This window comes from Streptomyces changchenzhani (assembly GCF_039766235.1).
Classification (GTDB): Bacteria; Actinomycetota; Actinomycetes; order Streptomycetales; family Streptomycetaceae; genus Streptomyces.
Genome location: NZ_JBDHNH010000003.1, coordinates 655104 through 667032, shown reverse-complemented (window position 1 = coordinate 667032; position 11929 = coordinate 655104). Strand labels below are relative to the sequence as shown.

At 68.8% G+C, this 11929-nt stretch carries 17 protein-coding genes and 2 pseudogenes; 7 read left to right on the top strand and 12 right to left on the bottom strand.

Annotated elements, in window-relative coordinates:
- A pseudogene (locus ABCR94_RS14250) lies at nt 1–570 on the bottom strand (hypothetical protein); the annotation flags it as partial.
- A 568-nt stretch (nt 571–1138) separates the two neighbouring features.
- On the opposite strand from ABCR94_RS14250, the gene ABCR94_RS14245 reads away from it, so the two are divergent.
- Nucleotides 1139–1504 carry a hypothetical protein gene (locus ABCR94_RS14245; protein WP_347119616.1) on the top strand — a complete coding sequence of 122 codons (366 nt, stop codon included), beginning with the start codon at nt 1139–1141 and terminating at the stop codon, nt 1502–1504.
- Nucleotides 1505–1786: 282 nt separating this feature from the next.
- Here ABCR94_RS14245 and ABCR94_RS14240 read toward each other — a convergent pair whose 3' ends face one another.
- Nucleotides 1787–2713 (bottom strand): hypothetical protein, encoded by a 927-nt coding sequence (locus ABCR94_RS14240; protein ID WP_347119615.1) that lies wholly within the window; start codon nt 2711–2713, stop codon nt 1787–1789.
- Nucleotides 2714–3437: 724 nt separating this feature from the next.
- Here ABCR94_RS14240 and ABCR94_RS14235 point away from each other — a divergent pair.
- The 3 genes from ABCR94_RS14235 (at nt 3438) to ABCR94_RS14225 (ending at nt 4697) form a co-directional block, all read left to right on the top strand.
- Nucleotides 3438–3683 (top strand): hypothetical protein, encoded by a 246-nt coding sequence (locus ABCR94_RS14235; RefSeq protein WP_347119614.1) that lies wholly within the window; start codon nt 3438–3440, stop codon nt 3681–3683.
- Between the two features lie 345 nt (nt 3684–4028).
- Nucleotides 4029–4352 (top strand): hypothetical protein, encoded by a 324-nt coding sequence (locus ABCR94_RS14230; RefSeq protein WP_347119613.1) that lies wholly within the window; start codon nt 4029–4031, stop codon nt 4350–4352.
- Nucleotides 4353–4379: 27 nt separating this feature from the next.
- On the top strand, nt 4380–4697 hold the full coding sequence (locus ABCR94_RS14225) for a transposase (protein ID WP_347119612.1): 318 nt from the start codon (nt 4380–4382) through the stop codon (nt 4695–4697).
- Between the two features lie 286 nt (nt 4698–4983).
- Here ABCR94_RS14225 and ABCR94_RS14220 read toward each other — a convergent pair whose 3' ends face one another.
- From ABCR94_RS14220 to ABCR94_RS14205, 4 genes are read right to left on the bottom strand one after another with little or no spacing between them, the layout of a single operon-like run.
- Nucleotides 4984–5466 (bottom strand): Asp23/Gls24 family envelope stress response protein, encoded by a 483-nt coding sequence (locus ABCR94_RS14220; protein ID WP_347119610.1) that lies wholly within the window; start codon nt 5464–5466, stop codon nt 4984–4986.
- 56 nt (nt 5467–5522) lie between these two features.
- Complete coding sequence (locus ABCR94_RS14215) at nt 5523–5957, bottom strand: hypothetical protein (RefSeq protein ID WP_347119609.1); 435 nt, start codon at nt 5955–5957, stop codon at nt 5523–5525.
- The gene (locus ABCR94_RS14210) at nt 5954–6097 is read right to left on the bottom strand and encodes a hypothetical protein (RefSeq protein WP_347119608.1); all 144 of its coding nucleotides are present in this window, start codon (nt 6095–6097) and stop codon (nt 5954–5956) included. The genes ABCR94_RS14215 and ABCR94_RS14210 overlap by 4 nt, the downstream gene beginning before the upstream one ends.
- Nucleotides 6098–6120: 23 nt before the next feature.
- Entirely contained in the window at nt 6121–6357 is a 237-nt protein-coding gene (locus tag ABCR94_RS14205) for an XRE family transcriptional regulator (protein ID WP_347119607.1), read from the bottom strand.
- A gap of 167 nt (nt 6358–6524) precedes the next feature.
- Between ABCR94_RS14205 and ABCR94_RS14200 the strand changes: the two genes are divergently transcribed.
- A complete protein-coding gene (locus ABCR94_RS14200) occupies nt 6525–6716 on the top strand; it encodes a DUF6381 family protein (protein WP_283521297.1) in 192 nt (63 codons plus the stop codon).
- Nucleotides 6717–6865: 149 nt separating this feature from the next.
- On the opposite strand, the gene ABCR94_RS14195 is transcribed toward ABCR94_RS14200, so the two are convergent.
- Complete coding sequence (locus ABCR94_RS14195) at nt 6866–7138, bottom strand: hypothetical protein (protein ID WP_347119606.1); 273 nt, start codon at nt 7136–7138, stop codon at nt 6866–6868.
- A 181-nt stretch (nt 7139–7319) separates the two neighbouring features.
- Here ABCR94_RS14195 and ABCR94_RS14190 point away from each other — a divergent pair, with 181 nt between their 5' ends.
- Nucleotides 7320–7529 carry a hypothetical protein gene (locus ABCR94_RS14190; protein ID WP_347119605.1) on the top strand — a complete coding sequence of 70 codons (210 nt, stop codon included), beginning with the start codon at nt 7320–7322 and terminating at the stop codon, nt 7527–7529.
- 363 nt (nt 7530–7892) lie between these two features.
- A complete protein-coding gene (locus ABCR94_RS14185) occupies nt 7893–8405 on the top strand; it encodes an SET domain-containing protein-lysine N-methyltransferase (RefSeq protein ID WP_347119604.1) in 513 nt (170 codons plus the stop codon).
- 501 nt (nt 8406–8906) lie between these two features.
- Here the strand turns inward: ABCR94_RS14185 and ABCR94_RS14180 are convergent.
- The 5 genes and pseudogenes from ABCR94_RS14180 to ABCR94_RS14160 form a co-directional block, all read right to left on the bottom strand.
- On the bottom strand, nt 8907–9104 hold the full coding sequence (locus ABCR94_RS14180; RefSeq protein ID WP_347119603.1) for a hypothetical protein: 198 nt from the start codon (nt 9102–9104) through the stop codon (nt 8907–8909).
- A 177-nt stretch (nt 9105–9281) separates the two neighbouring features.
- Nucleotides 9282–9530: pseudogene (locus ABCR94_RS14175) on the bottom strand (DDE-type integrase/transposase/recombinase); the annotation flags it as partial.
- A gap of 32 nt (nt 9531–9562) precedes the next feature.
- Complete coding sequence (locus ABCR94_RS14170; protein WP_347119602.1) at nt 9563–10465, bottom strand: IS3 family transposase; 903 nt, start codon at nt 10463–10465, stop codon at nt 9563–9565.
- 5 nt (nt 10466–10470) lie between these two features.
- Nucleotides 10471–10773: a transposase gene (locus tag ABCR94_RS14165; RefSeq protein WP_347119601.1), complete on the bottom strand. Its 303-nt coding sequence runs from the start codon at nt 10771–10773 to the stop codon at nt 10471–10473.
- 889 nt (nt 10774–11662) lie between these two features.
- Nucleotides 11663–11866, bottom strand: a complete 204-nt coding sequence (locus ABCR94_RS14160; protein ID WP_347119600.1) for a hypothetical protein — start codon at nt 11864–11866, stop codon at nt 11663–11665.
- Nucleotides 11867–11929: the final 63 nt, after the last annotated feature.

Here is an 11929-nt window from a genome sequence, read left to right as displayed (position 1 = left end):
CGCGGTCAGCGTGGCGGCGGTGCCGTCGCCGCCGGGCTGGCCGGGACACACCGGGCTTGCCGCGCCGCCAGCGCCACCGGTGCCGCCCTTGTGGGTGCCGCCGGCCGTGGAGGCACCGCCCTGGCCACCCTGGCCGCCGGTGATGCCGGTACCGGCATCACCTACGCCGCCCACACCGCCCTTGCCGCCGGTGCCGCCCTGGTTGGCAGCACCCCCCGCGCCGCCCGCGCCGCCGTCGCCGTTGGCCCCGCCCGCGCCACCCGCACCACCGGCTCCGCCGGTGCTTCCGATGCCGTCGCCGTTGCCACCGCCGCCACCGATACCACCGTTGCCGTTCGCACCGGCCGCTCCACCGGTGCCGCCCAGGCCGCCGAGGCCGCCGTTGCTCCCCACGCCGTTGGCGCCGTTACCACCGGGGACGCCAAGGGCGCCCAAGCTGATGGACGTCCGGGAACTGCCCGCCTCGGGGTGGGCCGCCGCGGAAGCCAGGGTGGGGGCGGCGAGGCCGGCCACGGCGATCGCGCTGATCAGAAAGGTCCGGGCAAGAGCGTTGGTGCGCAGGATGCGCATGAGGTACGCCTTTCGGTTTGTGCGCTCGGAGATACTCCCCGACCGGCACACCCACAACGTAGGCGGCGATGGCCCCACCCGCGCAGCACCAGATGATTAAATGTCTGGAAATAGAGAGATTCAATGAATTCTGGCTGTAATTGCCCGCTCCGAGAAGGTCGCCGCCTAGCCGACTGAGCACGCTCCGCTACCGCCAAGCGGTAGCCAGCTCGAATCTGGCCCCTGCTCTGCAAGGGGGGCTGCCGGGGGATCTCGACCGATGCCTCGTCGTGCGGCCGCATCTGCGACCTAGGAAAAGCGGAAACTTGCCCAGAGCCGTGCCGGTTCGCCGAACGTGCGCAGGGTGTTCGTCTTTTGAGTCCTCGTCATATGGCCGAATCTCATTCGGCCTGCGTGAGAGTGCGGAAGGGGTGCGCGTGTGGTCGGCTCTGGTGGGGCCGGCCGTGGCCTGCCGTAGGGCAAGTAGCCATCGCCTGCCGCGTGGTGGTGGGCCCGCTCAACGAGGCATCGATCCGGCTCTGATTCTGCCCGGTGTTGGCGCGTCCCTTATGTGTGAGGAGTTCCCTGCATGAAGCTTCGTCGTTCAGTCGCTACGTCCCTGGCCGCTTCGGTCCTGGTGGTCAGCGGTGGGCTGTTGACCGCGTCGTCAGCAGCTGCCGCTCCCGTTCCCCCCGATGCCGCAGCCTGCGTGGGTCTGCTCCAGGACGCGGCCACCAAGGCCGCAGCCCTCGCGGCCGCCAACGTCGCTGCGGCGGCCAGCATGGCCGCCGCCCTGGTCATCGCTGCCAACCCCGCCGCCGCCCAAGCCACGGCAGCGGAAGCCCTCAAGGCACAGAAGACGGCAAACGCCGCGGCTGCCGACGCCCTCAAAACCGCAGCCGCCGCAGCCGGCTGCGTAGTGCCCGCTCCTGTCCCGCCGCTCCCCACACCCTGACGCCCCCCAGGAGCACGACGCCGCGCAGCACGCGACGCTCCGTATGAGAATTGGCCCCGCCGCGTGCGCTCGGACGCGCTGCGGGGCGGCTCCCGACACTCACACGTTCCCGCAGCCGGCAACCGATTGCTTTGCCGCGGATGCCAGCCCGGGCACAACCCCGCCACTGAGAGCCGGTGAACCGGCTCTCAGTGGCGGGGGGTCAGGGTGCGACCAGCCCGTCCCGGGAGGTCACCAGGTGACCTTGCGGCGCGATGGGGTGGGGCACCCGGGTGTGGCAGATCACGGTGTTCCGTTGGCGCCGCTCGCGCAGGGGCTGCCGGCACCGAAGGTTCCGCCGGTGCCGCCGGTCCCTCCTTGGAAGAGCACACCCCCGGTGGCGTTGCCGCCTGCTCCGCCGATACCGCAGGTGCCATCAGCGCTCGCACCCGACTTCACACCGCCGTTGCCGCCGATGCCCCCGTTACCGCCCGAGTTGGCCATACCTCCGGAGCTCACACCACCGGCCCCCCCGATGCCCGCGGCACCACCCGGGTAAGCACCACCCGAGCTGCCGTTGCCGCCGTTTCCGGCATTACCGCCCTTGCCGCCGTTACCGGAGGCGTTGATGCCGCCGGCGCCGCCGTTACCGCCCGTGCCGCCGCCGTGGCCGATGCCGCCGTTACCGGCGTTGCCGCCCGCACCACCGGAGGATCCACCGACGCCACCCAGGCCACCCTTGCCGCCAGCTCCGGCGCTGGCACCGGAGTTGCCTCCGGGACCACCGGTGCCGCCCGCAGCGACCTGGGTGCCCGCACCACCAGCACCGCCCGCACCGCCCGCACCGTTAAGGCCGCCGGTAGCACCGGTCCCACCGTTACCGCCCGCCGCACCGCTGGGGCCACCGTTACCACCGACAGCACCCGCTCCACCGGAGCCGCCGCCCAGCCCGAGCCCGCCGTTGCCGCCCGCACCCCCGACCCCGCCCAGCACACCATTACCGCCCGGACCGCCCGCACCGCCGGCACAGTTCCCGGTCCCGGTCGCGGCGCCACCCGCGGTCCCGGGAAACCCGGCAGGGTGGGCAGCGGTGCCGTTGGCACCCGCGACGCCCGCGGTGCCAGCGGTGCAGGCCAGGGCCGACGCGCCGGCAGGAGCGCCGAGGAAGAGTGCAGCCCCGGCGAAGAGGGTCGGGAGGGCGAGGAGAGCGGTGGTCTGTTTCCTGTTCACAGGGTTCCTCTGGCTCAGGTGAAGCGAGGGTCAATCCGAAGCACGAAACCAGGTGGCACGGCACCGAGAAAAGAATAATTTCTCTCGAACAGCTCTCCGTGCCGCATGCACGGCAGTTCGCCAAGGCAGTCCGTGAAATTCCGCGCAGTTACATGGGACACGCATGTCCCGATATTTGTAATGGTACGAGGAGTGCGATCCTCATCAATATTTACCCAACAGGGCCCTACATCACCTGCGGTAGAAGAACTCCCTTGGATTTAGGCGTTTAGCCAATATTCACTGATGCGGCTGCCAAATATCGACGCGAATTAGCCAGTCCTCGAATTTCTGGAGCGCGTAGGCGCTGAGCTGGGGGTTCTGTCAGATTGCGGCAGCCGGAAGTCACTCCTGGCCACCCGGCGCCCGGGGCCCGATGAGCGCGCCGGCGCAGCGCCAGGGCAGATGGGCTGCGCAGCGGCGGCACACCGCGCCGATTGCTCGCCTTCTCCTTGCTTGAGCCGAGATGGCCGAATGCCGAGATTTTCGACATTTTCGGCCACCCGTGGTCAGCGGAAAATTAAAGGCCTCAGTATCTCGTACGAAATCGCGATGGAAATACCGAGTCGGATCATCGGCGCCCCCCACAAGCACCAGTCCACGAACCGTGTTCTGTCGGGCCCCTCCCCCTGTCGACACGGCTGGCGCCGTTCACGGCTACCAGCGATGACGAGGGAGGCACAGCGTGAGCACCGAGCAGCCGGGCGCGGACGCGAACGGCCAGGAGCTGGCCCGCATCAGCCAGCACCAGCACGAGGCCACGGCGGCCAGGTTCACCGTGTTCCAGGCCCTGGCCGCCGTCGGGATCGCGGACGACCAGGCCGACGACATCGTGTCGAAATTGGAGGCCGGGGCAGTGGCCGGGGCCCACACCTTGATCACCGAGAGCAGCGCCCCTCACGACTCCGAGCATCACTTCGAGGACGGATGATTCGCCGATGTCCGCGATGTCGCCAGCTAGCGCACCGTAGCGGCCTGGGTGTGCGGGCCCTGGTGTGCGGGGCCCTCACGCTGGGCAAGAACGGTGCTTGTGGTGCTGCGTAGCTCTTACGGTGGAATCCGGTCGGCTTTCGGCCTGAGACCGCCCCGCCCGGCGCACGTTGTTATAAGAGAAGCAACGGGCGATTGAAGGGAGTTCATCGTGTCGGAGGAAGCCTTACCACCGAGTTGTGCGACCTGGGCGGCGAAAGATGCGGTCGACGCCCGGACGCGGACCCTGTGGGCCAAGGGAAACGACTCAACCCGTTGGGCGCGGTGCGGTGACACCTGGGACGTCATGGTCATCGCACCGATCGGCCTGGGCCTGGACGCCCTGGACAAGATGGGCGCCGACGTACACCTGGGATACCCGGTCCTGGCCGACCACATCAGCGACCGGCTCTACGTCATGGTGCCCGCCGGCACAGGCCACACCGCCCAGGGACGGGGTATGCGGGTGCTCTCCCGAAACCAGCAACTGCTCCTGCCCTGCACCCCGCACGGCACCGCCGCCGCGCACTGGATCAGCGCCCCACGCGACAACACCCCACCCCTGCTCCTGGCAGACAAAGTCGTCCTCGCGCTGCGCCAGGTCTGCCAACGGCAGGTGGCCGCCTCGTGACTGAACCGTTCCGGGTACGAGTCCGTTATGGCGAAGCAATACCCGAGGGAGCTCAAGGAGCGGGCCGTGCGTCTGGTCCTGGAGACTCCTGATCAGTACAAGACCGAGTCCGCGGCGATCCGCTCGATCGGCGCGAAGCTCGATGTCGGACCGGAGTCCCTGCGGAACTGGGTGCGTCAGGCCGAGGTCGACGCCGGCGCCCGGAGCGGTACCACGACGGAGGAGTCCGCCCAGCTCAAGGCCCTCAAGAAGGAGGTCGCCGAGCTGAAGCGGGCGAACGACACCCTGAAGGCCGCGGCGTCTTTCTTCGCGGCCGAGCTCGACCGGCCACACACACGCTCGTAGCGTTCATCGACGAGCACCGGGACCGCTTCGGCGGAGTCGAGCCGATCTGCGGGACGCTCACCGAGCACGACTGCGAGATCGCCCCCTCCACGTATTACGCGGCGAAGAAGCGCGCGGCCACCCCCTCGGCCCGCCAGGTGCGCGATGCCGTCCTCATGAACACCCCGCTATCTGCGGGTTTCTGTAGTGCGGGGGCATGGTGTTGGTGGGGCTACTGCTGCGGACGAGTCCGGGTGGGCGAAAGCTCATCCCGCGCTCCTTCGCGTCACAGTTCGCAGGCGCACCGCTACGCAACCCGCCGCTCTGGTTCTTCGTCTTCCTCGTCAGGCAGCTTCACATCACCCACCGCGATGTTGACTTCGATGACCTCCAGGCCGGTCATCCGCTCGACGGCAGTGATCACGTTCTCGCGTACGTCGCCCGCCACCTCGATGATGGAGACGCCGTACTCGACGACGACCTCCAGATCGACCACCGTCTGGACCTCACCGACCTCGACCCTCACCCCGCTGGTAACGGACTTGCCGCCCACGCCGGGAACACGTTCACGCATGGCCCCCATGCCGCGGGCGAACCCGCCGCCCATCGCATGGACCCCAGGCACATCCCGGGCCGCCATTCCAGCGATCTTCGCCACCACACCATCGGCGATCGTCGTACGGCCACGCGAACCCGGATCGCTTCCGTGTCCCGCGCCGAGGGATTTCTCGCCGTGCCCGCCCACGGACAGGGTGGTCTCGGTCTGATTGGTCTGTCCGGTATCGGTCATCGCCGGTCATCCCTTCCGAGGAGACAGCAGGGAGCGTGCCGCGCCCTGTCTTCACACTAAACGCGACGGCCTGATACCGCTGCGGGGAAGCAGCACGCGAGCGATCCGGCCCTGCGAGTCAGTGGCGCTGGCGGCGATGCGAGGAGCGGCGGGGCAGGCTGAACCTGGTCTCGGCCGTCGGCTGCGATCTCGCGGCAGTAGGTGACGCCGGGCACGCCGCTGGCCCACCGGTGCGAGATCCGCTTGAGGGCGAGGACCAGGGCGTGGGCGCCGTGGTGCAGGAGCTGGGCGGTGAGGGTGCGCAGGATCGTCGTGGTGCTACCGCCGGTGCCGGAGCAGACCACCACGCCGCACTCGGTCTGTCCGGCCGTTGCCGCAGAGCGCTTCGGGTTGGCGCCACTCGCGTATTCCGGAACGCCGAAGTGTGGGGCCACCAGCTGGGCACGGATCTCAGGGCAGTTGGAAGGACCGCTGCGTGCCGTTGTGTTCACCGGCGGGCGTGGCGGCGGTGTGTGGGCGAGCGGCGGTGCTGCGCGGCGGGCCGTGAGGTGAAAAGGCGTTCTTCGTAACGGCCCAGGGCGAGAATGAGACCGAGGAAAACAGCAGGAAGCAGGACTGCGAGCGCGGCCACGGCGGGGCCTCCCCAAACGGACGTCAGGACGGTGCGCCGGCAGCAGGACCGGCGGCGTCGAGGACATCGGGCAGGGGCAGTGCCAGGGCCACGGCGAGTTCGGCCAGCTCTGCTTCCGTGGGGTGGACGGGGCCGTGTGCCCCGTCCTGGGCGAATACCCGGATGGGTGGAGTACGGATGCCAGTGCGCTCGGCGAGTGCCTGAGCGGTCAGATGACGGCGGCTCATGGTCTGCTGCAGCAAGTGCGAAAGGTCAGCCATCCCGTTCTCCTGCCCGGCCCACGCACACTCAGACGTTCTCGAACAGCTCCGTCCGCTCCGGCGCACTGAAGCTGCCGGAATAGCGGTGGGTGACCGTTCAAGATGCGCGAGCACCCTGGCGCTGATTCGCTGGCCGGGTCCTCTCCCCCACACTTCCAGGAGTGATCATGAGTGTTGCAGGCGAATCCGGCGGGCGTGCCCAGCAGATGCGTGCCAAGGCGCAGGAACTGACGGACGCGGCGGAGCGTGCCACCGACCCGCAGGAGCGCAAGCGGCTGACGGACAAGGCCCGCCGTCTGCAGGAGGAGAGCAAGCAGCAGGAGGGCGGCATGGGCGGCCAGGGCATCGACCCCATGTAGCAAACCCGCGCGTACTGCGGCTGGTGGCCTCCCGCACCTCGACAGGGCCTAGGAGGCCACCAGCCACGCGCAGGGGCCCGCCGCGACTGCCCCTCTTCGTCGCATTGCGCACACCGTGCTGCCGATTACACGCGGACTTGCTGTGCCTCTCAGAAAGGCGCCGGGCCGCTACCCAGCACTCCCACTGACGTTTGGCCCGGCGCCAGCTTGCCCTCCAGGACGAACCGGCCCTCCCGCCCGTCCGGCAGCCGCATGACAGCTGTGTCTGAAGTCAGTACCTTGAACATGTCGGCGTCCTCGTAGCCGGACAGTTGGCCGCTCCAGATCTTCGTCTGGTCGCGTGCCCTGACAGACAAGTCGGCCTGCATAGTGGCTTCGACGTCGCTGCCGACTACGGTCACGGGCCCCTGATAGGTCGTCATGATCCCAGTATGGGCCCATTAACACGCCCCGAGCGCGCACGGAACTCGCCGCGCCTCCCCCCGCAGTCATGAGGGTTCACCACCACCACCACCACCAGGCTCTCCACCCAATCTCGAGGCTTGGGAACGGTCCTGGGCTACCCAGCAGGCGCGGAACTTCGCCGCCGACCTGGGCACGCGCATGGAGTCGCTGAGGCTCCTGCTGCGCGACCGCGACAGCACGTACGGCCCAGCCTTCGAGGCCGTTTTCGAGTCCGAGGACCTGGACGTGGTCTTGAGCGCCCCGCGGGCGCCTCGGATGAACGCGCACTGCGAACGGGTGATCGGCAGTACCCGGCGCGAGGCACTCGACCACATTCTGACAACGGGCGAGTCCCACGCCCGACAGTGAACGCCTACCAGCAGCACTACACATCGGCCCCACCGAGCCCGCCGACAGCTACCACCCGACGCAGATCAGCAGACCGCCGCCGTCCACGACCTCGAAGGCCGCAGGCTCCTGCGCACCCGCATTCTCGGGGGCGTCCTCAACGAGTACCGATACGCGGGCTGACGTGCAGCGATGAATTTCCGAGCCCCACAGGGTCATGGGTCATTCGGCCGCCACTCGTCCTTTTGCGAGGCGATCCACACTGTGTGACTGCAAAGGGTGATGAGCCGTTCGGGTACTTCTGATCCTGAGGAGCGGCGCGTGGAGCGGCCGTACCCTGCGGAGTGTCAGCTCGCAGGCGATCCGACACTCAGAGAGCGGGACATGATGGACAGCGGGTACCAGCTCCACGTCACCGGGGCCAGGGGAGAAGGCGTGTTCGCCACCAGGTCGTTCCACATCGGGGAGACGGTGATGGTCGGCGTCATCGACCGTGAACTCGACCGCAATCATTCGCACGCCTCCCAAGTCGGCGCGCAGCGCTTCGTGTTGCACGGAGGCCTGGTCACCAAGGTCAACCATTCGTGCGATCCCAACTGCGGGATCCGCCTCAACGCCGGGGGCGCCCACGACTACGTCGCCCGCAAGCTCATCGTCGCCGGCCAGGAAATCACCTTCGACTACGCCATGCGGAACTACAGGGTCGACCACTTCGCCGCCCACTGCTTGTGTGGGTCACCCCATTGCCGTGACCGCATCACCGGTTGGAAGGATCTCCCCGCCCACCGCAAAGCCGATTACCACGGCTTTGTCGCGCCCTACCTCACCGACATCGACAACCAGCGCGCCCCGGCCATTCGTCCCTCCGCGACCGCGACCTGGCCTTCGCCCCGGTGACAGCCGGTGAGTATATTCTGCCGGCTTGCGCACGCTGGTTTCGACGGGCGTGACGTAACGGCACGGCCCAGGGCGGCCGGCACCTCGTCATCCGGGCCCGGGATCAGCACCTTGCGCATTGGACACATGAAGTAACTCCAGCCTCACGGGGTTGGCTTGAGGCCAAACTGCCGGGCGGGCGAACGGCCGCCCGGCAGTTTGTCTGCGCCGGGCCGCGCCCGGCGCAGACAGAAGTTGAAGAGCGGACAGCCGGGCGGTACGGCCGCCGACCGGGCCGTTCGAGCGCCGGCCCTGGAGCCGGTCGCACCGACGACCGCGTCGGCGACGGCGCGCCGCGCTCTCGGTCCCGGGCCGCAGGGGGGTGTCGATTTCCGGACGTCGGTGTGGCCGCGCCACTACGGTGAGGCTGACGGCCCGGCGTTCCCCCGGCGTCGGGTCGTCCGTACGTCTACCCGAAAGCAAGAGCTACGAATGACGCAGCACGGGCACCGGAGCCAACCGTCACGACAGGGCTGGGTGAAAGCCGGACGGTCGGGCCTGTTCCGCCGCGAGGGCCGCGTGCAGTGCGTGCGGCGCGCCGGGGTCGGGGCTGGCCACCAATTCGGTCAGCAGACGCTCGATTTCGGGATCGTTCCCCTCGTCGACGGCTCGCACGATGTCGTCGATGACGTGGCGCAGACGAGTGGCGGCAGTGTACATCCGGGACCTTCCACAGTAACGGGCCAATAGCTACATACTCTCCCCGTCCGGTAGGAAAGGATGCGGCTGCGCAGCGCTTCCGTATGCAGCAGGACTCCGTCGGGCGTTGTCAACTTGTTGGAGCCCGCGATGGCGTGGTCCGGTTGGGGACGTGTCTGGCCGCGGTGGGGCCCCTGGTCAGGCGACCGGGGACAGGCCGGTGGCCTGCCTGCAGGTGGTGAAACGGTCGGTCATCTCGGCCCGGTAGTCGGGTGCGGTGAGGAGATGTCGGCGGGGTCTGGAGTGGGGTGAGATCCGGCTGAAGGCTCCCAGGAACCGTTGGGCCGCGCCGACGGAACGGAAACCCTTCATGGCGCGCTCGCGTTGCCGGGTCGGCTGGTGGGAGTTTTCCGCCCGGTTGTTCAAGCCCTTGTGCGAACGGTGCTTGAAGTTCCCCCCTGTTCTTGGACAGCGGATGGTTACGCTGCGGGGGTGAAGTCGTGCTGCAGTCTGGCTCGGGTTTCGAGTGGGGTGAGGTACCCGAACTCGGGGTGCTCTCGGAGCCTGGTGCGGTTGTACTCGACTTCGATGAAGCGGAAGACGTCGGCGCGGGCCTCGGCCTGGGTGACCCATTCGCTGGTGCCGATTTCGGCCTTTAGTAGGGCAAACCAACTCTCCGCTGCGGCGTTATCGTAACATGAGCCGACTCGGCCCATGGACTGCCTCATCCGCAACTTCCGTATCTCGCTTCGGAATTCGGTGCTGGTGTACTCCGATCCGCGGTCGGTGTGCATGACGCAGCGATCCTCCAGGGCGCCACGCCCCGCCGCCATCCGCAGGGCGGCCACCGGCAGCTCGGCGCGGTGGTGGTCGGCCATCGCCCAGCCGGTCACCTCCCTGGTCGCCAGGTCGATGCAGGTCGCCAGGTACAACTTCCCCTCGGCGGTAGCCAGTTCGGTCATGTCGCCGACCAGGCGCATCCCCGGGCGCGGGGCGGTGAAGTCGCGGTTGATCAGGTCGGAGGCGAACACCGTCCTCTTGGCCTGCCGGGTCAGCCCCCGCCGCCGGCGCCGGGTGATGCCGGCGATGCCGTGCTCGCGCATCAACCGCTCGACCCGCTTGCGGTTCACCGCCCGCCCGGCCCGGCCCAGGGCGGCGTGGATACGCGGGGCCCCGTAGGCGCCGCGAGATCCGGCGTGCAGCACCCGGATCTCCCACACCAGCACTTCTTCGGCCCGGTCGCGGACCCGGCGAGCGGCCCGGGCCACGCAGTGCGCGTAGTAGGTGGAGCGCGCCAGCCCCAAGATCCGGCACATCAGCGCGACGGTGTACCCGCCGGGGTTCTCCCCAGATGCCTTCTCCGCGTCGATGAAGCGGCACATCGTGCCTACTTCATCTCCTTCGCGAAGAAGGCGAGGCCTTTTTTCAAGATCTCGATCGTCTGCTGCTGTTCCCGGTCCCGTCGGCGCAGACGGACCAGTTCCTCGCGCTCGTCGCTGGTCAGAGCGCCGGCCGGGCCCTCGCCCCGGTCAGCCCTGGCCTGGTTGACCCAGTTCCGCAGGCCCTCGGCGCTGACACCGAGCTCCCGGGCGACCTCCGTCGGCGTCCGCCCCGAGGACAGCGCCAACGCGACCGCGTCCCGCTTGAACTCGGCCGTGTACCGCTTGCTCGTGTTGCTCTTGCTACTCACTACCTTGGACTGCTTCCTCCGGGAACATCCGTCCCAGTATCAACCTGTCCAGACCAGAGGGGGAACTTCAACGCGTTCTTCCGCCGCAGATCCGACAGCAGCCCCTCGACCAGGTCCGCGAACACCTCTCGCGGCTCAGGCCGCGCGAACAAGGGATCGAACCCGCCCAGCAAGGCCGCCAACGGCGTTGTCAACTTGAGAGAGGGCCGAATCGAGCCGAGCTCCTCTATCACACACCCCCTTGTCCGCAGCCTCACGAAACCGCCCGCTTTCTCTCGACCCGTACAGAATGGGCGAGTTGTCTATGACTGACATCACCGAAAGCGGTCCCGTTCCGGGCTCGTCCACTGATCGCCGGACCGGAGCTGAGTGGCCCCGGCGGGTGACCTACTCCTGTGCGCCCCGGCTCGCGCGGGGCGGTGCGCCGAGCCGCCGCACGAGGGATCGGTGCGCGCGCGGCCGGACCGTACGCGCGCACCATCCCTCTTCCGTGCGCGCACGGTGCGGTGGCCGGAGCGCACCGGTGCGCCGGGCGGGAGTGCGCGACATCGTCGGCGCGCGCACGGTGCACGCGATGCCGTACACCGTCGACATCGCGTGCGCGCACCGGATGCCGGGTGGTCCCACTCCCACCCGATGCGCGCCACGGTGGGCTCCACTCTCCGGGCGGTGCATCGTCGGGCCGCACCTGCGGTCACGGTTTACGCCGAAAGATTCAGCTGCCGTAGCCGGGCCCGCCAAGAGCACGGGACTTCCCCAATTGGGGAAGTCCCGGTCATCGTGAGGGGCAGGCCGCGACCACGACGATCCCGGGTCCGCTTCCGCACCAGACGTACGCCGTCCTGGTGGGCGGGCCGCCCGGACTCGCGGTGGGGCCCGCCGTGTCGGCTCACCCTTGGTGACGTCGGCGCAGACGCGCAACGCGCCACGGGTTCGGCCGACCGCCGGGGTGCTGCCGTGAGCTGCGCCGGACCGGCGGCGGCTTCGGGGACGGGAACCGCGCCGCGCGCAGCCGGCTCGCGTCGGCGAGTTCCTCCAGGTGCTCCAACTGCTCCGGCGAGAGGTATAGGTACGTGGGGATCGGGTTGACCATCGGGGCCTCCGTGCTTGGGCGGGTCACTCCCCCGCACCCTCGCCGATCCCCACCGAGTCCAGG